The sequence below is a fragment of the Paenibacillus sp. 7541 genome (assembly GCF_002276395.1).
Taxonomy (GTDB): domain Bacteria; phylum Bacillota; class Bacilli; order Paenibacillales; family Paenibacillaceae; genus Paenibacillus_AQ; species Paenibacillus_AQ campinasensis.
In genome coordinates, this window is sequence record NZ_NQLZ01000005.1 from 38,585 (window position 1) to 63,944 (window position 25,360).

At 52.5% G+C, this 25,360-nt stretch carries 22 protein-coding genes and 1 pseudogene; 19 read left to right on the forward strand and 4 right to left on the reverse strand.

Annotated elements, in window-relative coordinates; translation table 11 throughout:
* Positions 1–109: 109 nt before the first annotated feature.
* The 15 genes from cymR (at position 110) to CHH75_RS02570 (ending at position 16,321) form a co-directional block, all read left to right on the forward strand.
* On the forward strand, positions 110–529 hold the full coding sequence (gene cymR / locus CHH75_RS02500; protein ID WP_095262956.1) for a cysteine metabolism transcriptional regulator CymR: 420 nt from the start codon (positions 110–112) through the stop codon (positions 527–529).
* A gap of 11 nt (positions 530–540) precedes the next feature.
* Positions 541–1,686, forward strand: coding sequence for a cysteine desulfurase family protein (locus CHH75_RS02505; RefSeq protein WP_095262957.1), 1,146 nt, complete (start codon positions 541–543; stop codon positions 1,684–1,686).
* Positions 1,687–1,848: 162 nt separating this feature from the next.
* On the forward strand, positions 1,849–2,370 hold the full coding sequence (locus CHH75_RS02510; protein ID WP_095262958.1) for a PRC-barrel domain-containing protein: 522 nt from the start codon (positions 1,849–1,851) through the stop codon (positions 2,368–2,370).
* Positions 2,371–2,381: 11 nt separating this feature from the next.
* A complete protein-coding gene (locus CHH75_RS02515; RefSeq protein WP_095262959.1) occupies positions 2,382–2,588 on the forward strand; it encodes a hypothetical protein in 207 nt (68 codons plus the stop codon).
* A gap of 172 nt (positions 2,589–2,760) precedes the next feature.
* A complete protein-coding gene (locus CHH75_RS02520; RefSeq protein WP_095262960.1) occupies positions 2,761–3,828 on the forward strand; it encodes an AI-2E family transporter in 1,068 nt (355 codons plus the stop codon).
* Between the two features lie 465 nt (positions 3,829–4,293).
* Entirely contained in the window at positions 4,294–6,921 is a 2,628-nt protein-coding gene (gene alaS / locus CHH75_RS02525; protein ID WP_095397373.1) for an alanine--tRNA ligase, read from the forward strand.
* A 180-nt stretch (positions 6,922–7,101) separates the two neighbouring features.
* Positions 7,102–7,362 (forward strand): IreB family regulatory phosphoprotein, encoded by a 261-nt coding sequence (locus tag CHH75_RS02530; RefSeq protein ID WP_095262962.1) that lies wholly within the window; start codon positions 7,102–7,104, stop codon positions 7,360–7,362.
* A 10-nt stretch (positions 7,363–7,372) separates the two neighbouring features.
* Positions 7,373–7,783, forward strand: coding sequence for a Holliday junction resolvase RuvX (gene ruvX, locus CHH75_RS02535; protein WP_095397374.1), 411 nt, complete (start codon positions 7,373–7,375; stop codon positions 7,781–7,783).
* Positions 7,784–7,801: 18 nt separating this feature from the next.
* Positions 7,802–8,101, forward strand: coding sequence for a DUF1292 domain-containing protein (locus CHH75_RS02540; RefSeq protein ID WP_095262964.1), 300 nt, complete (start codon positions 7,802–7,804; stop codon positions 8,099–8,101).
* Positions 8,102–8,105: 4 nt separating this feature from the next.
* Positions 8,106–8,417: a DUF1292 domain-containing protein gene (locus CHH75_RS02545; RefSeq protein ID WP_095262965.1), complete on the forward strand. Its 312-nt coding sequence runs from the start codon at positions 8,106–8,108 to the stop codon at positions 8,415–8,417.
* Between the two features lie 83 nt (positions 8,418–8,500).
* Positions 8,501–9,550, forward strand: coding sequence for an endolytic transglycosylase MltG (gene mltG, locus CHH75_RS02550; RefSeq protein ID WP_176475441.1), 1,050 nt, complete (start codon positions 8,501–8,503; stop codon positions 9,548–9,550).
* Positions 9,551–9,568: 18 nt separating this feature from the next.
* Positions 9,569–10,504 carry a peptidase U32 family protein gene (locus CHH75_RS02555; RefSeq protein ID WP_095262967.1) on the forward strand — a complete coding sequence of 312 codons (936 nt, stop codon included), beginning with the start codon at positions 9,569–9,571 and terminating at the stop codon, positions 10,502–10,504.
* Between the two features lie 12 nt (positions 10,505–10,516).
* Complete coding sequence (locus CHH75_RS02560; RefSeq protein ID WP_095397376.1) at positions 10,517–11,854, forward strand: peptidase U32 family protein; 1,338 nt, start codon at positions 10,517–10,519, stop codon at positions 11,852–11,854.
* A 230-nt stretch (positions 11,855–12,084) separates the two neighbouring features.
* Entirely contained in the window at positions 12,085–14,292 is a 2,208-nt protein-coding gene (locus CHH75_RS02565; RefSeq protein WP_095262969.1) for a methyl-accepting chemotaxis protein, read from the forward strand.
* A 220-nt stretch (positions 14,293–14,512) separates the two neighbouring features.
* Positions 14,513–16,321, forward strand: coding sequence for a peptidoglycan D,D-transpeptidase FtsI family protein (locus CHH75_RS02570; RefSeq protein WP_095262970.1), 1,809 nt, complete (start codon positions 14,513–14,515; stop codon positions 16,319–16,321).
* On the opposite strand, the gene ytvI is transcribed toward CHH75_RS02570, so the two are convergent.
* Entirely contained in the window at positions 16,258–17,427 is a 1,170-nt protein-coding gene (gene ytvI / locus CHH75_RS02575) for a sporulation integral membrane protein YtvI (protein ID WP_095262971.1), read from the reverse strand. The two genes, CHH75_RS02570 and ytvI, sit on opposite strands and share 64 nt — an antisense overlap.
* A 143-nt stretch (positions 17,428–17,570) precedes the next feature.
* On the opposite strand from ytvI, the gene CHH75_RS02580 reads away from it, so the two are divergent.
* The gene (locus CHH75_RS02580; protein WP_095397377.1) at positions 17,571–18,977 is read left to right on the forward strand and encodes a polysaccharide deacetylase family protein; all 1,407 of its coding nucleotides are present in this window, start codon (positions 17,571–17,573) and stop codon (positions 18,975–18,977) included.
* Positions 18,978–19,104: 127 nt separating this feature from the next.
* On the opposite strand, the gene ilvD is transcribed toward CHH75_RS02580, so the two are convergent.
* On the reverse strand, positions 19,105–20,793 hold the full coding sequence (gene ilvD, locus CHH75_RS02585; protein WP_095397378.1) for a dihydroxy-acid dehydratase: 1,689 nt from the start codon (positions 20,791–20,793) through the stop codon (positions 19,105–19,107).
* Positions 20,794–21,036: 243 nt separating this feature from the next.
* Positions 21,037–21,276, reverse strand: a pseudogene (locus tag CHH75_RS02590) (KGG domain-containing protein); the annotation flags it as partial.
* A gap of 260 nt (positions 21,277–21,536) precedes the next feature.
* Here CHH75_RS02590 and CHH75_RS02595 point away from each other — a divergent pair.
* The 3 genes from CHH75_RS02595 (at position 21,537) to mgrA (ending at position 24,312) form a co-directional block, all read left to right on the forward strand.
* Positions 21,537–22,304 (forward strand): HAD family hydrolase, encoded by a 768-nt coding sequence (locus CHH75_RS02595; protein ID WP_095397379.1) that lies wholly within the window; start codon positions 21,537–21,539, stop codon positions 22,302–22,304.
* 46 nt (positions 22,305–22,350) lie between these two features.
* The gene (locus tag CHH75_RS02600) at positions 22,351–23,100 is read left to right on the forward strand and encodes an NAD-dependent protein deacylase (protein WP_095397380.1); all 750 of its coding nucleotides are present in this window, start codon (positions 22,351–22,353) and stop codon (positions 23,098–23,100) included.
* Positions 23,101–23,304: 204 nt separating this feature from the next.
* The gene (mgrA, locus tag CHH75_RS02605) at positions 23,305–24,312 is read left to right on the forward strand and encodes an L-glyceraldehyde 3-phosphate reductase (RefSeq protein WP_095262980.1); all 1,008 of its coding nucleotides are present in this window, start codon (positions 23,305–23,307) and stop codon (positions 24,310–24,312) included.
* Positions 24,313–24,409: 97 nt separating this feature from the next.
* On the opposite strand, the gene CHH75_RS02610 is transcribed toward mgrA, so the two are convergent.
* Complete coding sequence (locus tag CHH75_RS02610) at positions 24,410–25,279, reverse strand: AraC family transcriptional regulator (RefSeq protein WP_095397381.1); 870 nt, start codon at positions 25,277–25,279, stop codon at positions 24,410–24,412.
* Between the last annotated feature and the right edge of the window lie 81 nt (positions 25,280–25,360).

Below are 25,360 nucleotides of genomic sequence, written 5' to 3' on the forward strand. Positions count from 1 at the left end.
AACGGTCCAAGCATCGGCATCAGGGTCAGATTTCGGCTAATACCCGCTTAATGTACAACAACAACCAAACGATAAGGCACGGTTATAAATTTGAAGTGAGGTGTCACCTTTGAAGATATCAACTAAAGGAAGATACGGTTTAACCATCATGATGGAGCTGGCGGCCAAATTCGGTGAGGGTCCGACTTCGCTGAAGAGCATCGCCGAGAAGAATCAGCTATCCGAGCATTATTTGGAGCAGCTGATTGCGCCGCTGCGCAATGCCGGGCTGGTCAAGAGCATTCGCGGAGCATACGGCGGATACATCCTGTCGCGCGAACCGGAATCCATTACGGCCGGAGACGTGATTCGCGTTCTGGAAGGTCCGATCTCGCCGGTGGATTTCACGGAGGAAGACGATCCGGCCAAGCGGGACCTGTGGCTGCGCATCCGGGACAGCATCGCTGAGGTGCTTGATTCCACCACCTTGGACAACCTGATTAATTATCACGAGCAATCGGCTTCGGATAATTACATGTTCTATATATAAGGGTGGTTGTCATGAGTTCAATTTATCTGGATCATGCCGCTTCGACGCCGGTTCATCCTGAAGTTGCGGAGCGCATGATCCATATACTAACCACACAGTACGGCAATGCATCCAGCGTCCATCAGTACGGCCGTTCGGCCAAAAAAATAGTGAATGGCGCCCGCGACAGCATTGCCGCCAGACTCGGTTGCCTGCCGGAAGAGCTTGTGTTCACCTCCGGTGGAACCGAAAGCGATAATCTGGCGATATTCGGGGTAGTGGAATCGCTTGGCCTGAAGGGCAAGCATATCATTACCTCTGCGATTGAGCATCATGCGGTTCTGCATACCTGCGAGGAGCTGGAGAGCCAAGGCTGTCAAGTGACCTATGTCCCTGTGGACGCCTACGGACGCGTGGCGGTTGAGGATGTGGAAGCGGCTATGCAGGACAACACCGTGCTGGTGACTATCATGTATGGCAACAACGAGGTTGGCACCATTCAGCCGATCCGCGAGATCGGGGAGTTATGCCGAAGCCGCGGCATTTTGTTCCATACCGATGCGGTCCAAGCTTTGGGTGCGGTGCCCATCGTCTGCCATGAGCTTCCGGTTGACCTGTGGAGCTTCTCTTCCCATAAGATTAACGGCCCGCAGGGCATCGGCGCACTTGTCGTACGGAGCGGAATCGGTCTTAAAGCCCGGCTGTTCGGAGGGCTTCAGGAGAAGAAGCGCCGCGCGGGTACAGAGAATATGGCGGGCATTGCCGGCTTTGCCGCTGCCGTGGAACTGACGGTATCGCAGGCGGAAGCCAAGCGTGCCGGACTGGAGGAGCTTCGAAGCTCGCTGATTGCAGCGCTGCGCCGGGAGGTCGGCGAAGAAGCTTTTGTCATTAACGGACACCCTGATCATTACCTTCCTCATATATTAAACATCAGCTTTCCCGACGTGGGAACAGAGACGATGCTGATGAACCTCGATATGGAGGGCATTGCCGCAGCCAGCGGCTCGGCCTGCACTTCAGGATCTCTGGAAATCTCCCATGTACTGCAAGCGATGAAACTTCCGGATGATGTTTTGCGTTCGGCGGTTCGATTTAGTTTCGGTTTGGGTAATACTACTCAAGAAATGGAGTATACTGCCCAAAAAATTGGAACCATCCTTAATCGGCTGCGTAAATAAAGGTTAGGATTTCTCCGTGGACTTGGAAGGGGGCATGAATGTATCCATTTCATCCGAGGATATCAAACGAGGTTTTGACCAGCTGGTGATGGCTTTGATCATAAAGCCGCCTGGCGTTTGAGATCCAAATTACGATAGGATGAGGAGGTGTCCGAGCGTTATATGAAGCTTCAAGAAATGATAGGACTGGCTGTATTCGACGTGGAGAGCGGCAAGGAAGTTGGCAGAATCCACGATTTTATACTAGATGGTAAATGGCTGATAACCGGTTTGGAGCTGGAAGGCAAGGCGCTGTTCTCTTCTTATGTGAAATTCATCGCATGGGAGGATATTACGGCTTACGGTGAAGATGCTGTCATGATCCGCAGCCGGGAGGCGGTCCAGAAGCTTGGGACAGGCCACATCCCTTATACGTACCATGTCGGGAAGCGAAGGCTGAAGGAGATGCAGGTCCTGACAGAGGACGGCGTACTGCTCGGGCGCATATGCGATGTTTATTTTGAGCAGGAAAAGGGCAATACAATATTAGGATTGGAAATTTCCGACGGTTTTGTATCGGATCTTATTGAAGGCCGGAAATGGCTGCCTTGCACCATGGACATGGTAATCGGTGAACATGCGGTGATGGTGCCGCCGATGAGTGAACAGCGACTGGAAAAAGCCATTAATTTTGTGAACGGATAGGGTGAAGTAGGATGAAGTGTCCAAACTGCAATTCCAAGGATATTGGAAAGATCGGTTCCCACCAATTTTATTGCTGGGGCTGCTTTATTGAATTGACGGTAAACGGTGAGAAAATGTCTGTTTATCAGGTAGAAGAGGATGGAACGCTCAGCTCGCTGGATGATCTGTTCTTCGGCGATGAGGTTCAGGAGTTTCCTCATATTCACGCGTCCTCCTGATCGCGGGCGAGGGCGCTACATAGCGAGTTTTACTTGCTTTCAAGGGTCTCTGATCAAGCTGCTTGGCTTGCGGAGGCCCTTTTTGTGATGGTGCGGACGGGCGGGACCGATTAATTCTGAGGTCTTGAACACATACTACAGGGGAAGTCTGGAAAAAAGGAGAGATGGCCCTGTGGAACAGCTGACGGGGAGCAAGTGGTTCCGCTTCATGATCTGGCTGCTGATCGGATTGATATCTTTATATTTTGTCTGGCTATTGCGGCCGATGTTTATGGACATATACCGGTTCCTGAAGGCGATTCTCGCCCCGTTCGCGGTCGCCATGATTATATCCTATGTGCTGAATCCGATCGTCTGCATGCTGTCGGAGCGCAAAGTGCCGCGCAGCATCGCCGTCCTGCTCATTTATGCCGTGTTTCTGACGCTGCTGGCCGTTGTGCTGATCAATATGATCCCGATGCTGATTCGCCAGCTGGAGGAGCTGAGCGAGCATTTGCCTGAAATTTCGATGAACGCGCAGACTCTGATGACGAACCTGGATAGCCGTTTGATTCCGCCGGGGGTGCGGACAGGGGTCAACAGCTGGTTTTTTCAGATGGAGAACAGGCTGGCACAAGGGATATCGACCTTTCTTAACAATATCGGGGATACGATCAGCGTGTTGTTTAATGTGATGATTATTCCGTTTTTGATTTTTTATATATTGAAAGATTTCGACGTGTTCCAGCGCACCGTGGTCGCCTATCTGCCGCGGGGACACCGCCGGGCGATTGTGACGCTGCTCAAGGAGATCGATACGGCGCTTGGCAATTACATTCGCGGACAATTTCTGGTGTGCCTGATCATCGGAATTCTCGCCTACATCGGCTACATGCTTATTGGGATGCCGTATGCGCTGCTGCTCGCCAGCATTGTGGCGATCTTCAACATCATTCCGTATCTCGGCCCGTTTCTCGGGGCGGCTCCGGCCTTGATTATGGCGTCTACGATCTCGTGGAGAATGGTGCTGATGGTGGCGATCGTCAACATGATCTGTCAAACGCTGGAGAGCAATGTCATCTCCCCGCAGGTGGTTGGGCGCAAGCTGCATCTGCATCCGATTCTGATCATCTTTGCGCTTCTCGTTGGCGGGCAGCTTGCCGGAACGATCGGCCTCATCCTGGCCGTGCCAGTGCTGGCGGCGCTCAAGGTGCTGCTTCAGCACGTGTTTGCCTATTATGTACGGAGAAAGTCAGCCTGACAGGTTGGCTGGGGTGCGGCGGTCCATTGACAGATAGAAGAGGCGTCGATATACTTAAAAATGCAAAATCATCTTATAAGTTGTTATAAGTATGGAAGTTAACCGCGATAGGAAATCGCATATGGATGAAAACGATGAGAGAATCAAGTAGGCTGGTGTGCCTTGCCCAGAGAACAGGTTCCTGACGTAAATGACCGTCTGGCTGCGAGAACCTGAAAGTGTCCCAGACCGAAACGCTAATTTTCGAGTGTGAGTCAAATTCACCGGGAGCCCCCGTTATCAGCAGCAATAAGGCGATCGTCTGCGTTCGCCAGGCAGCCCTTCCGTGCGGGGGGCATGTCCTGGAACAGCGGCCGATAACCAGGGTGGTACCGCGAGAATATTCGTCCCTGATTTATTCAGGGGCGTTTTTGCGCTTTCGGCGATATTGCCGAAGCGATACATTATGAACTGGAGGATTAGATGATGAAAGCTAGTGAGATTCGTTCCAAATGGCTGGAATTCTTTGCTTCAAAAGGTCACAACATTGAACCAAGTGCTTCTCTTGTTCCGCACAACGATCCGTCTCTGCTGTGGATTAATGCAGGGATGGCGCCGCTTAAGCCTTATTTTGACGGGCGTGTAAAGCCGGATAATCCGAGAATCGCCAACTCCCAGAAGTGCATTCGCACCAACGATATCGAGAATGTCGGCAAAACCCGCCGCCACCACACCTTTTTCGAAATGCTGGGGAATTTCTCGATCGGTGATTATTTTAAAGAAGAAGCGATTGTATGGTCGTGGGAGTTCCTGACAGACAAGAAATGGATCGGCTTTGATCCGGATCGCCTGTCGGTGACGGTGTATCCGGAGGATGAAGAAGCCTTCAGACTGTGGAAGGAGAAAGTAGGGCTTCCAGAAGATCGCATCATCAAGCTGGAGGACAACTTCTGGGATATCGGGGAAGGCCCTTGCGGTCCTTGCTCCGAAATCTTCTACGATCGCGGTGAAGAATACGGCAAGGGCGCACCGGAATCGGAGCTGTTCCCTGGCGGGGAGAACGAGCGCTACCTTGAGGTATGGAATCTCGTATTCTCCCAGTTCAATCATAACAAGGACGGCAGCTACACGCCGCTTCCGAACAAAAACATCGATACCGGCGCAGGCCTGGAGCGTTTCGCTTCCGTTCTGCAAAATGTGGACTCCAACTTCGACACAGACCTGTTCCAGCCGATCATTCAGGCAACAGCGAAGCTTGCCGGGGTACAGTATAAGGAGAAGGAAGAGTACGATGTGGCGCTGAAAGTGATTGCTGACCATATCCGTACCGTGGTCTTCGCTGTCGGAGATGGCGTGCTTCCTTCCAATGAAGGCCGCGGATATGTAATCCGCCGCTTGCTGCGCCGCGCTGTTCGCTACGGAAAGGTGCTGGGTCTGGATAAACCGTTCATGTATTCGCTGACCGAAATCGTCGGGGATATCATGGGCGTGTACTACAAAGAGGTTATTGAAAAGCGGGATTACATCGAAAAAGTGGTCCGGACAGAGGAAGAACAGTTCCACAAGACGCTGTCCGACGGCTTGAATATTCTGGCCGATATTACGGCCGAGGTGAAGAAGCAGGGCAAAACGGTCATCAGCGGCAGCGATGCGTTCAAGCTGTATGATACGTACGGCTTCCCGTTTGACCTGACTGAGGACTATGCGGCCGAGAACGGGCTGACCGTGGACCGCGAAGGCTTCGATGCGGCGATGCAGGAGCAGCGCGAGCGTGCCCGTTCTGCCCGGCATGAGACTGGCAGCATGAACATTCAGGGCGGCGTGCTGTCGGATTACACGGAGAAGAGTGCTTTCGTTGGGTACAGCGACATGGTCCATCAAGCGAAGGTGCTGGCGATCGTTGCCGGCGACCAGTTCGTGGACAGCCTCAGCGAAGGCGAGACGGGACAGGTCATTCTGGATGCGACACCGTTCTACGCTGAAAGCGGCGGCCAGGTAAGCGACCAGGGGATGATCGAAAGCGGCTCGGCCCGGGCTCGCGTCGAGGAGCTGTTCAAGGCTCCGCATGGACAGCATGTCCATGTCGTTACGGTGGAATCCGGGGAGCTGAAGGTCAATGAAACGGTACAAGCCCAGGTTGACCGTTCGCAGCGCCAGGACGTTGTGAAGAACCACACGGCGACACATCTGCTGCACAAAGCGCTGAAAGAAGTGCTCGGCGACCATGTCAACCAGGCGGGATCGCTTGTGGAGCCGCAGCGACTGCGCTTCGACTTCTCTCACTTCGGCAGCATTACGCCAGAGGAGCTGGCGGACATTGAGCGCCGTGTGAATGAACAGATCTGGAAGGCGACGCCGGTCGTCATTGACAACAAGCCGATCGACGAAGCGAAAGCGATGGGCGCGATGGCGCTGTTCGGTGAGAAATACGGCGACATCGTGCGCGTCGTCCAGGTCGGTGATTACAGCATCGAGCTGTGCGGCGGCTGCCATGTGGACAATACGGCCCAGATTGGCATCTTCAAATTGCTCGGCGAGAGCGGCATCGGCTCCGGCGTGCGCCGTATTGAAGCTGTCACCGGCCGTTATGCTTACGAATATACGGAGGAGCAGCTTGATCTTCTCAAGCAGTCGGCCGGGCTGCTCAAGAGCAGCGTGACCGATGTGCCTAAACGGATTGAAGGTCTGCATCAGCAGGTGAAGGAGCTGGCGCGTGAGAACGAATCGCTGCAGGCGAAGCTCGGCGCGATTGAAGCTGGACAATTGACGGATAAAGTGAAGCAAGTGGGAGATACTTCCTTACTGGCGGCTGAAGTTTCGGCAGGCGGTATGGACGCCCTGCGCACCATTGCAGACGAGCTGAAGACCAAGCTGCCGGATGTTATTCTGGTTCTTGGCGCCAAGGCAGGAGAGAAGGTCAACTTTGTAGTCGCGGTGCCGCAGGAGCTTGTGAAGAAAGGCTACCATGCCGGGAAGCTGGTTAAAGAGGTTGCTTCTGTATGCGGCGGCGGCGGCGGCGGACGTCCTGACATGGCTCAGGCCGGAGGGAAAGATGCCTCGAAGCTTGCGGATGCACTGAAGCGTGCGGAGGAACTTGTCAGCGCGGGTGTATAGTTTCAAGCGGCGCTTCCTCTGTAAGCGATCCTGAATTTTTTGGAGAAGTCTCTAAAAATTTGGGTTGGATTTCCTTACTGAGGAAGGATTATGTTATGATAGAAGGAAAGATCAAAGCTGGTTACATCCATTCGGGCGAAGCATGGTTAACATGTTCTTTGAAGAAGCGAGGTGTCACACATGGACTCCATGGATAAGACAGTCAAGTTCAATGTAAAAGGTGATGAGAAGGAGGCTTCTGCCCAGGACATACTCCTCTCGGTATACGATTCGCTGGTCGAGAAGGAGTACAACCCGATCAATCAGATTGTCGGGTATCTACTGTCCGGGGACCCTGCGTATATACCTCGGCACAACAACGCCAGAAGTTTGATCCGGAAGAAAGAACGAGATGAATTGATTGAAGAGCTGGTCCGGTTCTATCTAGCCAATCATCGTTAGGAGTGCATGCATGAGGGTTATGGGTTTGGATTACGGGGATCGCAGAATCGGCGTTGCCCTGAGCGATGCGTTCGGCTGGACGGCCCAAGGGCTCGAAGTGCTGGAGCGGCGCAAGGACAGCGGCGAGCTGGACAGAATCGCTGAGCTCGTTAAGGAACACGAGGTCAGCGAAATCGTGGTCGGTCTGCCTAAAAATATGAACGGCACGATTGGTCCCCGGGGTGAAATCTGTATGGAATTCGCGAGCACGCTTCGTGAAGCCCTGTGTTTACCCGTTCACCTTTGGGATGAACGGCTGTCAACTGTATCTGCTGAAAGGACATTGCTTGAAGCCGATGTCAGCCGTAAGAAGCGCAAACAGGTCGTGGATAAAATGGCCGCAAGCTTGATTTTGCAAAACTACTTAGATTCTAAAAGGTAAAGGTGAGGGTGATATCACATGGCGAATGAATTTATTGGCATGGAAGAGGAACCGGAAATTATTTATATTCCTGATGACGAGGGCAACGAGGAAGAGTTCGAAGTCATCATGAAGTTTGAGGTGGACGGCTCGGATGCCAGGTACCTGATGGTTGTGCCGAGGGAAGCTGCCGACGAGGAGACCGATGAGGTGTATGCGTTCCGCTATGAAGAGGATGGGGACGATCTCAAGCTGTACATGATCGAAGACGACGAGGAATGGGCGGTTGTCGAAGAGACTTTCAACACCCTGGTTGAAGAGTTGAACGGAGGCGACTAAAGAAGTGGCAGATTTTTCAGTGGAGAACATCGTATGGACTCAGGTGCTGAGAGAAACATTCGGCGAGAGCGTTGAGCTTGAGGATGAGGATGGCCGTATTGAAGTCTATGATATTGCTGCCGAGTTCGAGGTGGACGGTCAAGGCTATGCGATATTGGTTCAGCCGGACCGCAGCGCTGAAGAGTATGAGGTGCTTCGTATTGTGAAGGAGTCTGACGGCAGCCTGAAGCTTGCCACCGTCGATGATGATGAGGAATGGGAGAACGTGTCCGAGCTCTATGATGAGCTGACATTCCCCGAAGGTGACGAGGACTAGGGCAAGAATCGGCTGAAAGGCCCATAATTTCAAATGAAAGTCTGGAAAGGGCGGAGTTCTTCGCCCTTTTTGGTTGTGAAGGGATGAGAATATTGAAAAAGCTGGGTATTGTCATTCTGGTGCTGCTGCTCATTGGCGGCGGAGGCGCCTTTTATATATGGAACGGTCTTCAGCCTGTTCCAGATTCGGATACGCCGGTTGAGTTTACGGTGAGTCCGGGGATGGGCACGGCGGCGATTGCCGATCTATTAGAGGAAAAGGGACTTATTAAGAATGCATTATTGCTGAAAGGTTATCTGAGGCTGAAGGACGAAGGCAGAAATCTGATGGCCGGCACTTATGAAGCTTTACCGGGCACCAGCTTCGAGCAGCTCTTGTCGATGATGAACAATGGCGAGGTCAAGCCGGAGGAGATGATCCGCTTTACGATACCGGAAGGCTACACGGTGAAGCAGATGGCAGAGACGATTGCACGCGATGGGGATGTGGACAAGGAACAATTTCTTCAGCTGGCCGATCAGCGGGCGGGCTGGGACGTGCCGATCATCGAAGAAATTCCGGATAACGAGGATCTGACGCATGTGCTGGAAGGTTATCTGTTCCCCGCGACCTACGAGATTCCGAAGAAGAATGCCTCTGCCGAGACGGTCATCAAGACGATGCTGGCGGAAATGGACAAGCGTCTGGCGGAAATCCCGGGCTGGGAGGATATGCTGAAGGAGCGGGGTGTCACGCTGCATGAGCTGATGACCATCGCCTCCCTGGTGGAAAGGGAAGTTGTTGTCGATCACGAGCGCCCGCTTGTGGCTGGCGTCATCTATAATCGATTGGAGCAGGATATGAGGCTCGAGATCGACGCGACGGTTCAGTATTTGCTTGACAAACCGAAGGAGCGGCTGCTGTATGCCGACCTTGAGGTTCAGAGCCCTTATAATACGTATCGCAACAAGGGGCTTCCGCCTGGGCCGATTGCAAGCCCGAGCCTGGAGTCGATCAAGGCCGCATTGATGCCGGAGAAGTCCGAGTATTTATTTTATGTGACCAAGAAGGATGGGACGCAGGAGCACTTATTCGCTAAAACCTATCAGGAACATTTGAAAAACATCGAAATCAGCAACAAGACGGCACAATAGGTGTAGGAGGAAACGCTCATGATTAGAAAACCAGAGCTGTTGGCGGCGGCTGGTTCTGTCGCTGAAGCGAACGTTTATTTCGAAGCAGGCGCAGATGCCCTTGTCGTCGGTGAAGACCGGTTCGGGATGAGACTTCCCGGCAGCATGAATCCGGATCATATCCGAGAAGTTACGGAGCTGGCCCATGCCAGCGGTCGAAAAATTTATGTATGCATGAACAATCTGATGACCAATGATCTGCTTGCCGATCTACCGGATTATGTAAAGACGCTAGGAGCGATCGGCGTGGATGGGGTAGAGTTCAACGATCCGTCGGTGCTGACGTCCGTGAAGACGATCGCGCCGCAGATCAAGCTGCACTGGAATGCCGAGATGACGGCCACGAATTATTCGACAGCCAACTATTGGGGCAGCAAGGGAGCATCGCGAGTCATTCTTGCCCGTGAACTGAACATGGATGAAATTACGGAGATGAAGCCGCAGCTGCAAGTGGAGGCGCAGGTTCAGATTCATGGTATGACCAATATCTATCACTCCAAGCGCCGCCTGGTCCAGAGCTACATGGCGCATCAAGGCAGACCTGTAGGTGACGAGGAGAATCTGGGGAAAGAAAGAGGCCTGTTTCTGATCGAGGCCGAAAGACAGGAAGAGAAGTATCCGATCTATGAGGATGTGAACGGAACTCATATTATGAGCTCTGAAGATATCTGTATTCTCGAGGATTTGCATCTGCTGATGTCAGCAGGTATCGACAGTTTCAAGGTAGAGACGCTGCTCAAGCCGCTCTCCTACAACGAGAAGGTGCTTCGCATTTACCGGAATGCGATAGACCTGTATGCGGCCGATCCGAATGCATACGCCTTTCAGGAGGCGTGGATGGACGAAATTCGCGCCATTCAGGACCCTGAGCGTGAACTGTCGTTTGGCTTTTTCTATAAGGAACAAGTTTATTAAGGAGTGGACAGCATGGAAGCTATGGCGAAGCCACAATATAAAGGCAAACGTTACCGGTTGGCTAAACCGGAGCTGCTTGCGCCTGCCGGCAACCTGGAGAAGTTGAAGTTTGCGGTGCACTACGGTGCAGACGCTGTATATATCGGCGGCCAGAAGTATGGTCTCCGCTCGAATGCGGACAATTTCAGTTTTGAAGAGATGAGAGAAGGCGTCGAGTTTGCCAACCGTTACGGGGCGAAGGTGTTTGTAGCAACCAATATCTATGCCCATAATGAAGATATCGAGGGCATTGAGGCGTATTTGAAGAAGCTGGAGGAAGTCGGCATTGCTGCGATTATTGCGGCAGACCCGGCGATCATCGAAGTGGCTAAACGTGCCGCTCCGAAGCTTGAGGTTCATCTGAGCACACAGCAATCCACGCTGAACTGGCAAGCGGTAAAGTTCTGGAAGGACGAAGGACTGCCTAGGGTCGTACTCGGGCGGGAGACGAGTCTGGAAGAGATTGCGGCGATTAAAGAACATGTCGATATCGAAATCGAGGCTTTCATTCATGGAGCGATGTGCTCTTCCTTCTCCGGGCGCTGCGTGCTCTCGAACCATTTTACCGATCGGGACTCCAATCGCGGCGGCTGCTGCCAATCGTGCCGCTGGAAATACGATCTGTTCGAGGACGGCAGAAGCGAGGAGAGCTGGGTGTCCGAAGAGAGTATGATGGAGCAGGCTCCACCGGCGCTGTCGCCGTTCAAGCCGGGCGTAACCCAAATTCCGCTGTTTCAGCCGGAAGACAATCTGTTTACGATGGGTTCGAAGGATCTGTGCATGCTTGAACATATCCCCGATCTGATCGAGGCAGGCATCGACAGTTTCAAAATTGAAGGACGGATGAAGTCGATTCATTATGTTGCCACGGTCGTCAATGTGTACCGCCAGGCGATTGATTCGTATATGGCAGATCCGGAAGGCTATGTTCTGAAGCCGGAATGGGTGGAGGAGATCAACAAGGCGGCCAACCGTCCGCTGAACACCGGATTTTTCTATGATACCCCGGACCATGAAGATCATATTTATGAGCCGGAGGAGAAAGCGGTGCCGTATGATTTTGCAGGACTGGTGATGGAATATGACGATAGCACCGGAACCGCGATCATCCAGCAGCGCAATCATTTCAAGCCGGGAGACGAAATCGAATTCTTTGGTCCGGAAGGCACCTTCTTTAAACAGAAGGTAGGCTCGCTTGAAGATGAGAGCGGGGCTCCGCTTGACGCGGCGCGTCATCCGCTTCAGCTCGTTCGGATGAAGGTGGAGCAGCCTTTGAAGAACTTTGATATGATGCGCAAACGGAAAGGATAGTCGGTCCGTAATGGACTGGTTCTAGGTCATATTAACTAGGTTTGACATGAATCCGGGTCGCCCGACGCCCCCCGGATTCTTTTTTTATTCAAAAAAATAGGGATGTTGTATTAATTTTTTTGCGAAAAGCCAAAGAAAAACGCCCCTACCTGACGAAATAAAATAGTAAAGGGGAGTTGTGTCACGTCAACTAACCATATCATAAAAAGAATGTGGCAGGTGAACAGCAAATGTCAGATGTAGAACAGCAGGAAAAGAAACCGAAACAAGACAAGCTGAAGGACAAGAAGAACAGGGAGAAGAAGGACAAGAAGCCGAAGGAAGGAAAGGGCCTCTTCAGTTCTTGGTCATCCAAGGGAATACATAACGTGAAATCGGTTGCATCATCGGCGGTTACCGCGTTTGGTAAGACATCCTTTAACCCGGCTAAGTCGGTAGGAATTCGTTTGTTCCTCGTGTTTTTCACAGCAATCGTAGCATTTGTGGTGATTTTGGGATGGCTCTCCTATAATCAGGCGCGGAACACGATTGTGAAGAACGCAGCCAACGCCAACCAGCAGATGATTATCCAGACGTCGGAGAAAATCGATATTATTCTGGATAAGTACGAAAATATGGGGCGGCAAATTTTTTACGACAACGATCTGCAAAAACTGCTTTATTCTTTCAAGCATGACAATTTGAGCGATTACGACAAATTTACGGTTGAACGGAGCATTCGTGACAGGCTGTCCAACCAAATTACGTCGGATTCGGTCATTAGAGCCATGTATCTGATCCCGACCGATCAGGAAATTATGATCTCGGCAGGGCAGGTATCTGCGGATGCTAAGTCGGTATACGAAGAGCCTTGGTTCATCGAACTGAAGGAAGGAACACAGAAACTGACTTGGGTTCCGACAAAGGCGAACAGCGGAGCGCCTTATTTCACCGTAGCGCGTGCACTCGGCTCCATGAATGATCTGAACAGCACGTATGTCGTTATGATTGATCTGGACGTCAGTGTGCTGAATGAGCAGCTCGCGGGCATCAACCTTGGTGACCAGGGGCAGCTGCAGCTGGTAAGTCCGGAGGGAACGGTCGTATCAAGCTCTGTCATCGGCTTGAACGGAACAGAGACGAATCTGAGCTTCCTGCAAGAGCTTCCTGAGGATAGCAGAACGGACAATCTGACGACAAGAGACGAAGAGCACCGTTCGGTCCTTGCCGTGTACAACAAGCTCGCCACGAACGATTGGAAGCTGGTAGGGGTTGTACAGGAAAGGGAACTGACTAAGGATGCCACCTCGATCCTTTTCATTACTTGGATTGTAGCTGCGGTAGACGTTGTGGTTGCGATTCTGATCGGCATATGGATGGTACGTATGATTGCCCGTCCGCTTGGCAAACTGAACCTTCTGATGAAGGAAGGGGCCAAAGGAAACCTGAACGTTCGTACGGATCACAAAGGCCAGGATGAAATCGGCCAGCTATCGGCCAGCTTTAACGATATGATGGAGCAGATCACCAAGCTGGTGCAGCAAACGAACAATACGGCGCAGGATGTTCTGAGTACGGCGGCTGAGCTTAGCGACGCCTCCAAGAAAACAGCTATTTCCGCTAAAGAAATTGCGGTGGCCACCGAAGAGATTGCCAACGGCGCAAGCAGTCTTGCTGTGGAAGCAGAGCGCGGCAGCGATCTGACCAACCATATTTCCCAGCAGATGAAAGTCGTTGTTAACGCCAATGAAGAGATGGGCAAATCGGCTCGTCATGTTGAAAGCTCCAGTGAGCTCGGTACGAAGCATCTTAACGACCTGCTTGATAAAACGCATCAGACGGAAGATATGACACGTTCGATGATGCGCAAGGTTGATGAACTGAAAGAAACGACATCTTCGGTTGTGAAGGTGCTCGATGTGATGCAGAACATTACGAAGCAAACGAATATTCTGTCGCTTAATGCTACGATTGAAGCAGCTCGAGCTGGCGCTGCCGGCCGCGGGTTCATGGTGGTTGCCGATGAAATTCGTCAGCTGGCAGAGCAGTCCAGACAGTCGATTGACATGGTTAGCCAGATTACAGACCGCATCATGACAGAGATGAATGAAACGGTTCAAGTGCTGCTGGATGCGAACCCGCTCTTTAAAGCACAGATGGATGCGGTGAAGGAAACCAGCGATATCTTCCTGTCGGTAAGACAGCAGATGGGCGAGTTCATCGAGCGGCTGGATTCCGCTACAAGCTCCATTGGTGAACTGAACGATTCTCAGAATGTATTGTCTGAAGCGATGAGCAATGTGAGTGCGGTGGCTGAGGAGTCTTCGGCGACGTCCGAAGAGGTGGCTTCGCTCTCGAACGAGCAGCAGAACATCAGCAATCAGCTTGTGAACCTGTCGAGCAAGCTGGAGAACGTATCGAAAGAGCTGAAAGAAACGCTGTCTCGCTTCACGGTTTAAGTCTAGAGAGAAAGACTCGCCTAAACGCGGGTCCGGGATATGTTAAGGTTAGTCATCCTACGAAACGTCCTTTCAACATGGGGCTTCATGCCCCCATGCGGGAAGGGCGTTTTTCGCATTTATTGGGTTGATCGGGGAAGGCTCCTTTCAGAATGGCAGGTTGCGGGGCGCTGCTACGGGCAATACTGAAAAAGAAATCTTACAAGCGGAGGGATGTTGGATGAAGCTTGACCGCAAGCAGCGGGTCGTCTACGGCTGGCTGATTCTGACCTTATTCATTCTCATACTTGCCGGAAGGCTGGCCTGGGTGCAGCTTGTCATGAAACATCAGCGTATGCCGGGGAGCAATCATACGATGATTGAGGCGTCCTTGTACCAGAGGGAACGGGGCGTGGTGCTGGATTCCGGCCGAGGTCATTTTACGGATCGCTATGGGCAGCCGCTAACAGGGCATCTGATATGGACGGCCGTTCTGTTCCCGATGAATAAGGCAGAGTGGAGCGAGGCTCAGCCCAAGCTGCGGCAGTTGTCCGATATTTTGAATACCGATTATGATGCGCTGACTGACCAATGGCATAAGAGTCATGAACCGATTCTATGGCATGCCCAATCGTCGCCTGTGCCCACCGCTTTGTCTAGTGAACAGATCGCACGGATTCATGAGCTGGAGCTGGAATATATTCAAGTGCTCCCTTATCAGCAGCGCTATCCTGCCGGGCTTTCCGGCATGCAGTGGCTTGGCTATGTGTCGGGGCAGCGCAAGGAGAACCTGTTCTATAAAGATGATCCCGAGATCAAGGGAAACAGCGGGCTGGAGAAAGCGCTGGACCCGATTATACGCGGTGATGAACCGACCATTGTATATTTCCCGGTGAACGGCGGCAACCATGTTATTCAGGATATGGAACCGATGGTGAAGGCTTCGAGTAATCCCTATTATCCTCTGCGTGTACAGAGCACCATCGATGCAGGGATGCAGCAGGCGATTGAGGATTTAACCGAAAAGGCCAACATGGGCAAAGGGGCAGTTGTTGTGCTGGATGCCCGCAATGCTGACATTTTGGCCATGGTATCCAGGCCTTTCTATAATCCCGAAGACATCCATCCGGAAGCGGGGGAATGGGAGAATCGGGCGGTTAAGGCTGCGGTGCCGGGTTCAATCTTTAAGCTGGTCACCGCAGCGGCTGCGCTGGAGCATGGCGTCGTCAAGCCCCGGGAGAAATTTCATTGCAGCGGTGAATACGGAAAATACGGTCTGTCCTGCTGGAAGGAAGGCGGCCATGGGACGATTACGGCTGAAGAAGGGTTTGCGCATTCATGTAATGTTGTGTTCGCCACACTGGCCGAACGGCTGACGCATGAACAGCTTGAAGCGGCAGCGAATTCGCTTGGACTTGGACAAACCGTGGGCTGGCAAGCTAAAGATCTGCTTGGTTTAAGCGTGTTGAAGCCGCTGGACCATGAGGAGCAAGGGACAATATTCGACAAATCAGCGGACAGATCAGATGCCGGTGAGCGGGTACAAACGGCCATCGGACAGCGTGATACGGCGATTAGCCCGCTTCAGGCTGCCAATATGGTCGTTACGCTGCTTCATGGAGGCGAGGTCCATAGACCCCGTTTGATGGACAAGCTGACCTATGCCAATGGTCAGCTATTGTATGAAGCGAAACCCGTGGTTATGGGGAAGCTGGGCGGCAACGGAAATATTTCCCGGGAAACATCCGCTATACTGCGTAAGTGGATGGAGGATGTAGTGCGTGAGGGGACAGGAAAATCACTGTTAAACCACAAGGCCAGATGGGCAGGAAAATCGGGTACCGCGCAAGTTAAAGTAAAGGGCCGCGCCCGGAATAACCAATGGTTTATCGGGTACGGCCCTGTCGAACAGCCACGGTATGCGGTGGCCGTGCTTGTGGAAGATCGCTCGCCTGACAGCAGTCATCAGGCTACGCAGCTGTTCGGTCAGGTGATTGATTTGTTGGCTTCTCCGGACTTTTCTGTTTCCGGCTCAGGATCGGCACGTTGAGTCATATCGAATGGAGATACATCAAACTCTTCGCTGGGCAGATGAATCCACTTTTGCAAATATCCTTGCTGAAGCAACTCTTTAAGCAAAATTAGCAGAATCGGGGCCAAGATAAGACCTGCCACGCCGAAGATAGACAAGGAGATAATCATGAAAGACAGCATAAGGAACGCAGATGAGATGCCGATGGAATTTCCTGCAATTTTCGGTTCGAGCAGCTGACGGGAAACCATGACGACTGCAAGCAGCACAATCAGACCGATCGCAAGGCCGCTATTGCCGACAATAAACAGATAAATGATCCACGGAATAAAAATAACCGGTACGCCGAGCAGTGGCAAAATATCAAAAACGGCACTGAACAGGGCGACAGAAAGCGCATTTGAGGTTCCAAGGATAAGCAGACCGACATATACAATGACAAAGGTAATGCTGACCAGTTTCAGTTGGGCCTTCAGGTAAGCGCCAATCGCTTTGAATACGTGGTCCTTCAGAAACTGAAAAGCGATTTTGATCGTTTTCGGTGTCTTGTCGGTGGCAATTTTTCTCCAGCTTGTAATTTCAATGCTAAGGAAGAAGGCGAGAATCATCGCGATCCCGAAATTGGCGATAAAACTGGAGAATGAACCCATGAAACCAACCATAAATAGAAAGAAAGACTTTGCGACGTTGGCACCGAAATTCGTGATGTTCTGGAAGAAGCTGTTCAAACGGTCGGTCAAATCCGGCGGCAATGCATCCAGCCTGGATTGAAGCACAAGCAGCCACTCCTGGAAATGGGTTTGCAGCGTGCGGGTGTATGCCGGAAGATTATCGTTTAAATGTGTAATTTGAGAAATAATGAGCGCGCCTGCTCCGAGCAGCAGCCCGGCTATAATCATTAGAAAGAGCAGGACGGATATGGCTGCAGCAATCGGTTTTGGCAAACCGCGGCGATGCAGAAATTTCGCAAGTGGCTCTATAATCAAAAATACCAGAAAAGACAGAAATACAGGCGCCGCAATTTGGTAAAGTTTACTAAAAATAAACATAATCAGGTATACCGTTAGTACAACTAAAGCGATGTCAAATGCGGTTCTCCAGTATTTTTTGTATAAGGGAAGCATGGTCTGGCATCGGCTCCTTTTTTTAGAAATGATCAATGATATCATTGTACACGATTTTCTAAAAAAAAGCCTATTTCTTTATGGGCTGTGATAAAATATGATAGTATGTTACAGAAATATAGAGATAAAAGCGGGGAGTTTGTATGCAGACAATACTGCTTTGGCTATTTTACCTTTCATCGTTTTATGCATTTATTCCCGGTATATTAACCCGGATTTTTGGCTTCCGAGTATTCCGCAGGGGGTCCGGGGAGAACGAGTTCGCTTTAACGTTTGATGATGGACCTGATCCTCATTATACGCCCAAGCTGCTTGATCTGCTGCGGCGTTACGATATGAAGGCTACCTTTTTTGTGGTTGGTTCCCATGCGGAGCAGCATCCTGAAGTCGTTCGACGCATTCATGAGGAAGGTCATCTGATCGGTATTCATAATTATGTTCATAAGAGCAATTGGTTGATGAGACCCGTGACTGTTCGCCGGCAAGTCCAGCGGACCGATGATATTATATTCTCGATCACCGGAGAGCGAACAACTTATTACAGACCTCCCTGGGGGATCGTAAATCTGTTTGATTTCGCTAAGAATACAGGCTGCAGAATTATTCTATGGTCATCCATGTTCTACGACTGGCGCAGCAAGATCGGCGCTGACCGGCTGACGCAGCGGATGCTAAGCAAGCTGCGTGATGGAGAGGTCATGCTGCTGCATGATTGCGGGACGACGATGGGGGCTAACCCGGATGCTCCCGAGCAGATGCTGATTGCGCTGGAACGTGTGCTTAAGGTGGCGAAGGAGAAGGGGATGAGAAGCATTCGTATCGACCGTATGTTGGAGAAGGAAGGCAAGGCTAAGGCCAAGAAGCTGTCTCCGGCCAAAAGAATGCTGGTATCAGCGTGGCTCCTGTGGGAGAAAGCGTTCCATGCCCTGTTCACACTTCGGACTGTAACCCCGTCCGACCCGATGCTGCACTTCCGTGTTCGCCCTTATCGGGGGCAGCCGGTTACGCTGGAGGATGGCAGCCGGATTGAGAAGGGTGACAAGATTGTTGAGTTGCATTTTGACAACAAAAAGCTGTTTGAGCTTGGCAGTCGTTCGAGATCGGAGATGCAGCTGGCGATTCAGATGATCCGTGCAGTTCAGAAGGATCTGCCGACACTTGCAGATATGGTGCTGGAGCGGCCGGAGCTTCAAGGATCCAAAGGATTGTACGGTGTGACCATGATTTCCCGGGGGCCGGAGCAATTCGGGTTTCAAATTCTGGATCTGCCGTCAGGCTGGTTCGCCAGCTCGACTCGAATCTATCTGAAGCTGCTGCTTAGCGTCATTCATCCCAAAGGCAAATCGCGCCTGAAGGATGGGACCCAGGCGATGGAGCCCAAAATGCTGTATATGCCGGTTGAAGTATTGATTGAGCGCTACGCCAGCAAAAAGAGGCCATCCTCTGCCGTCGCCGCCATTGCCGACGAGGCTCACGAGCATGACGAGATGAGTGAGCTGACCGCCATGGCAGGCGCTTCTTCCAAGGGCATTACCGCAGTGCCACGATAATAAGGTTCACGCACTTATTCATGGAATACCGTTCGTTAGTTCGTTATATAAGATAAGGGGTTATCCCGTCCGTACCATCTGTGTACGGAACGCGGATAACCCCTTTGATGTTTCAGGCGAAATTCGGTTAGATTTTCAATACGCCGCCGGAGCTGGCGTTAGTGACAAGCTTGGAATAGCGGGCGAGATAGCCTGTTTTTACTTTCGGCTGGAACTCAACCCACTTGCTGCGGCGACGCTCCATCTCTTCATCGCTTACGCCCAGCAGCTGGATGACACGATTGTTCAGATCAAGCTCGATAATGTCACCGTCTTCTACGAAGGCAAGCGGTCCGCCTTCCGCAGCTTCAGGGGAAATATGCCCAATGCTGATCCCGCGGGAAGCTCCTGAGAAGCGGCCGTCTGTGATCAGGCCGACTTTGGCGCCGAGACCCATACCTGCAATCTGGGAAGTTGGGGCCAGCATTTCCGGCATGCCGGGGCCGCCCTTAGGGCCTTCATAGCGGATGACCACCACATGGCCTTCCTTGACTTTGCCGTTCGCGATGCCTTCCAGCGCTTCGTCCTGGGAGTTGAAGCAGATGGCCGGGCCTTTATGGTATCCACCAACCGACGGATCAACAGCGCCGACCTTGATGATGGAGCCTTCGGGCGCCAGGTTGCCGTATAGGACAGCGAGGCCGCCTTTCTCCGAATAGGGCTGATCGATCGGATGAATAACGTTGGTATCCTGGATCTCGCAGCCGGTCACGTTCTCGGCCAGCGTCTTGCCTGTTACCGTAATGCAATCGCCATGCAGCGCACCCGGCTTCTTCAGCAGCTCGTTCAGAACGGCGCTGACACCGCCGGCGATGTGCACATCCTCAATGAAATAATCCGAGGCAGGTGCCAGTTTGGAGATGTGAGGCACGCGGTCAGCTACTTCATTGATCCGCTCCAGCGGATAGTCGAGTCCGGCTTCATGTGCGAGTGCAAGCGTATGAAGCACCGTGTTGGTCGATCCGCCCATAGCCATATCGAGCGCAAATGCGTTGTCGATCGCTTCAACCGTCACGATGTCGCGCGGCTTCAGATCCATCTTCACGAGCTCCATCAGCTGGCGAGCCGATTGCTTCACAAATTCCTTGCGTTCTTCGGCTACTGCGAGAATGGTGCCGTTGCCTGGCAAAGCCAGACCGAGCGCTTCCGCGAGGCAGTTCATCGAGTTGGCGGTGAACATGCCGGAGCAGGAGCCGCATGTTGGACAGCCGAACTGTTCTAGCTCGAGCAAATCATCATCGCTGATCTTGCCGACCTGATGGGCACCTACGCCCTCGAATACGGAAGTGAGGGAAAGGCGGCGTCCTTTGCTGTCCACGCCTGCTTTCATCGGACCGCCGCTGACAAAGATGGTCGGAATGTTGACCCGCAGCGCACCCATCAGCATGCCCGGTGTAATTTTGTCACAGTTCGGAATGCAGACCATGCCGTCGAACCAGTGAGCCGATACGACGGTTTCCAGGGAATCCGCAATGATCTCGCGGCTTGGCAGCGAGTAGCGCATGCCGATATGCCCCATCGCGATGCCGTCATCAACGCCGATGGTATTGAACTCGAAAGGCACGCCGCCGGCTTCGCGGATCGCTTCCTTCACCAATTTGCCGAATTCCTGCAAATGCACATGGCCCGGCACAATATCGATATAAGAGTTGCAGACGGCGATGAACGGCTTGCCGAAGTCCTCTTCCTTAACCCCGGCTGCACGCAGAAGACTGCGGTGCGGCGCACGGTCAAAACCTTTTTTGATCATGTCTGAACGCATTTTTTTTGCTGTCATGATGTCAGTTCTCCCCCCAGATCATTCTAATATTACCGCGCTTTAGTGCGGTTATCCGACAAAGCAATCGGGTACCTGTGAACAAGTACACGATTCGGTTTTAAATGAGTCTATCACAAAAAGGGAGGTTTTTCTACCAGGTGTTCATAGGGAAGAGGGGGAGTTTTATGGTAAACATGAAGAAGCCTGCTCCGGTTGCGAAAGAGCAGCAGGCTTGAAGGGATGGGCGGGACGGGATCAGCGTTTGCCGCCTTTGCGCCCGATTTTCTGATAAAACTCACGGTCATGATTGCGGGAAGTCGCTTCGCCGCCCTTCTGGCCGATTTCCTGATAAAATTCACGGCTATGGTTTCTGGAGGTGGCTTGTCCGCCTTTCTTGCCGATTTCCTGATAGAACTCGCGGCTGTGATTTTTGGCTGTAGCCTCGCCTCCCAAGCGTCCAGCTTCTTCTCGCGTCATTTTTCGTTTATTGTTGTTGGCCACGGTTGTTCACTCCCTACTTGTAGTTGTTATGCTGATGTTATAGGTTACTTACCACCGCCTATTTGTCATGAATCACAATATTTAACTAAAGAATGGAAAATTAACAAGGGATATTCGGCATTCAATTTTGCGGCCGCAAACATCAAAAGTTCATGTTGACCGGCGAAGTGCGCTGTTGAAAAATAAGGAAAAGGTTATGTACAATCGGAGAGTACGATAAAACTTAAATTAAGCTGGCTGAAATAGAAGGAGGACACGCCTTGGCACGGTTGGAGGCAGGAGGGCGCGTAGTACCCTGTAGAGGAGTTTTATTTGACAAGGACGGGACTTTGCTGCATTTCATGGCGCTATGGGGAGGCTGGACCGATTATGTGCTGAACGATTTGGAGCAGCTCCTTGAAATGATGGGCGCCAAGCTCACCTGTCCGCGCGAGCGGCTGCTTGGCACCATGCATGATGCAAGCGGCAGGGTGTGCGATTATGACGTTCAGGGGCCGCTTGCTATGGCCACGGTTGAGGAATCGATCGGTTTGTTGGCCTGGCAGCTGTATGCGGCTGGCATGCCATGGAATGAGGCGACAACGCAGGTACGGCAGATCACCAAAAATGCGATGCACGAGGTGCGGCGTCAGAAACCGGCTTTCCCGATGCCGGGGCTGCAGCATTTTTTGGAGGCATGCCGCAAGGCTTCGCTGCCCATGGGGGTAGTGACCTCGGACAACACGGACGGGACGCTGGAGCAGCTGGAATGGATCGGACTGAAGCCGTATTTCCCGGTTGTTCTCGGACGGGATCGGGTAAGCAGCGGCAAGCCTCATCCGGAGATGGCCGAAATGGCGTGCAGCATGCTTGGCATCGATCCGGCTGAAGCGGTTGTGATCGGGGACAGCAATGCCGACATGCAGATGGCGAAGCAGGCCGGAGCGGCGCTGGCCATCGGGCTGTACCAGGGGCAAGGGGAGCCGGTTCATCTGGTGGATGCCGATGTTGTCATATCGGATTATAATGAATTAAAAGTACTTGTTTGAAAAGCACAGGTGTTATTCCTATATTGGCTGGACGGAGGTGTGTGGAATGGAAAGCAGGCAAAAGATCGAGCAGTTGGCAACTTGGATCGAATCAAGCGAATACATTGTTTTTTTCGGAGGCGCCGGTACCTCCACGGAAAGTGGTATACCTGACTTCCGTTCGGCTGCGGGCCTGTATCAAAGCGAGCATCAATCCCCGTATCCGCCGGAGGTGATGCTGAGTCATTCGTTTTTCATGAAGCATCCGGAGGTGTTTTTTGATTTCTACCGGAGCAAGATGCTGCATCCCGATGCTCAGCCAAACGGCTGCCACCGGCTGCTGTCCAGACTGGAGGAAGCAGGCAAGCTGAAGGCGATCATCACGCAAAATATCGATGGGCTTCACCAATCGGCAGGCTCGAATATGGTTCTGGAACTGCATGGCTCGGTTCATCGCAATCATTGTATGGATTGCCGCCGCTTCTTCTCGCTTCAGGACATCATGGGCATGGATGACCTGGTTCCGCGTTGTCCGGATTGCGGGGGAATTGTGAAGCCGGATGTCGTCCTGTATGAGGAGGAGCTGAACCATCAGGTGCTGACCCGGGCCATTGCAGAAATATCGACGGCGGATCTGCTCATCATTGGAGGAACGTCGTTGACCGTTCATCCTGCCGCCGGACTGGTGACTTATTTTCATGGCTCCAAAACCGTGCTTCTGAATGCGGACCCGACCCCCTATGATCACCGCGCAGGCCTGATCATTACCGACCGCATCGGTCAGGTCATGACGGAGGTTGACAGATTGATTCGCTAGCGGCTGGGACCGGATTCGGTCCATGTCCTAAGCGGCAAAGGCCGGCAAGCAGGTGCAGAGCTTGTCCATGATGCCGCAGGCCGAAGCAAGCGAGCCTGCTGCGGGATCAGGCATGCTGAAATCGGTTTCTTGTAAAAGGATAGGCAAACGGGATAAGATGTACATGTAGTATATACGTTGATAACAGAGAGGCAGGGATCGCACGTGACTTATGTGGCAAGCGAGGATCGCTATGAAGGCATGATATACAATCGCTGCGGCAAATCGGGGCTCAAGCTTCCGGCTATTTCTCTTGGATTATGGCATAATTTTGGCGGTGTCGACACGTTCGAGAATGCGCGCAATATGATTACACGAGCATTTGATCTCGGCATTACGCATTTTGATCTGGCGAACAATTACGGTCCTCCTCCAGGCTCAGCCGAAGAGACGTTTGGCAGAGTGCTGGCGCGAGACCTGAGAAGCTACCGGGATGAGATGGTCATCTCCTCCAAGGCTGGATACTATATGTGGCCGGGCCCATACGGGGAATGGGGCTCCCGCAAATATCTCATTTCCAGTCTGGATCAGAGCTTGAAGCGGCTGGGCGTCGACTATGTGGACATTTTCTACTCACACCGGTTGGATCCCGAAACGCCGCTGGAGGAAACGATGATGGCACTGGATCATATCGTGCGCTCCGGCAAGGCGCTGTATGTCGGGATTTCCAACTATTCACCGGAAAAGACAGAAGAGGCGATTTCGATTCTGAAGAGCCTTGGCACACCGCTGCTCATTCACCAGCCAAGCTACTCCCTGCTGAACCGGACGGTGGAAAACGGGCTGCTGGATGTGCTTGAAGAGCATGGGGTCGGCAGTATCGCATTTACTCCCCTTGCCCAAGGCCTGTTAACGAACAAATACTTAAACGGGATTCCGGTGGATTCGCGTGCGGCAGGCGCCTCGGTATTCCTGAACGAGAAGCATATTACGCCTGAAGTGCTTCGCAAGATTCGAGCGTTGAACCAGATCGCCGCAGCCCGAGGGCAAAGCCTGGCCCAATTCGCGCTGGCCTGGGTGCTTCGAGGCGGAAGAGTGACCTCAGCCTTGATCGGAGCGAGCAAGGTCAGCCAGATTGAAGACAATGTGGCGGCTCTGAACAATCTGGAATTCTCGAAGGAAGAGCTGGATCGGATTGAAGCCATTCTGAAAACGGAGAATGAAGGAGCTTAATCGATCCGATCGGACGTGACGGTATTGAACGGAGTGACTTATAATGAATGAACAAGGCATCCTTGAGGGCAGGACATCACCCGACGGGATGCCTTGTTTATTTGTCTGGCGACGATGAGCGGCCTGCTATTTTTTGGCGGTAGCTGGTGGGAGATTGACCGAAGAAGCGCTTGAACTGTCTTGAAAAATAAAGCGGATCGGTTAAGCCGACCGAAGCGGATACCTGCTCCACGGACAGCTCGGGCCGCTCGCGCAGCAGCCGTTTGGACTGGTCGATTCGAAGCTTGAGCAGATAGGCTACCGGGGTCATGCCCGTTTCCTTCTTGAAAATGCGGGACAGGTAAGCCCGGTTGTAGCCAAGGCTGGCGCACATCTGTTCAATCGACACCGGATGGGCATACTGTGAGGTCATATAGTTGATCATCTGCTTGACGGTGCGCTGAATCTGGGGCTCGGCCATCGTCAGCTGCGCCGGCCTTTCCACGTGGTCCAGGCAATCCGCCAGGATCAGATGCAGGCAGCCGATGGCGGCCATATGTGCGCTTTCCCGCCGGGAGTTGAACCTGGACTGGATCATTGCGATATAGTGAGGAACCTGGCTGTCCAGCGTGACATGCAGAACCGGGTGCTCGGGGGAGAAGCCGGCAGCCTTCGCCTGCTCGCCGGCAAGCTCGCCATCAAAGGCGACCCAGCGATAGCGCCACGGGTTTCCTTCATCGGATACATAGCTGACAAGCTGTCCGGGATGAATGAGAAAGCAATCCCCGGGACCGAGATGATACACATCCGTTTCGGTCCGAAATACACCTTGTCCTGACTCAATGGCGTGCATCAGGTAATAGTCGTATATTTTCGGCCCGAGTGCATGCTTCGGCGGCGTCTGGCTTTCCCCGGCAAACAGCACACGGAGGGTTCCGTTCTCGGTCTGGGCTGGGTTTGAAGCGACGGAGTAGGTTTGAGCATTCATACAAGCATCGTCCTTTGGTTGAGAGGATGGCCTTTACATTGCGCTGATCGAGCGGTGCATGTTTGTTAACATTGTAACTTC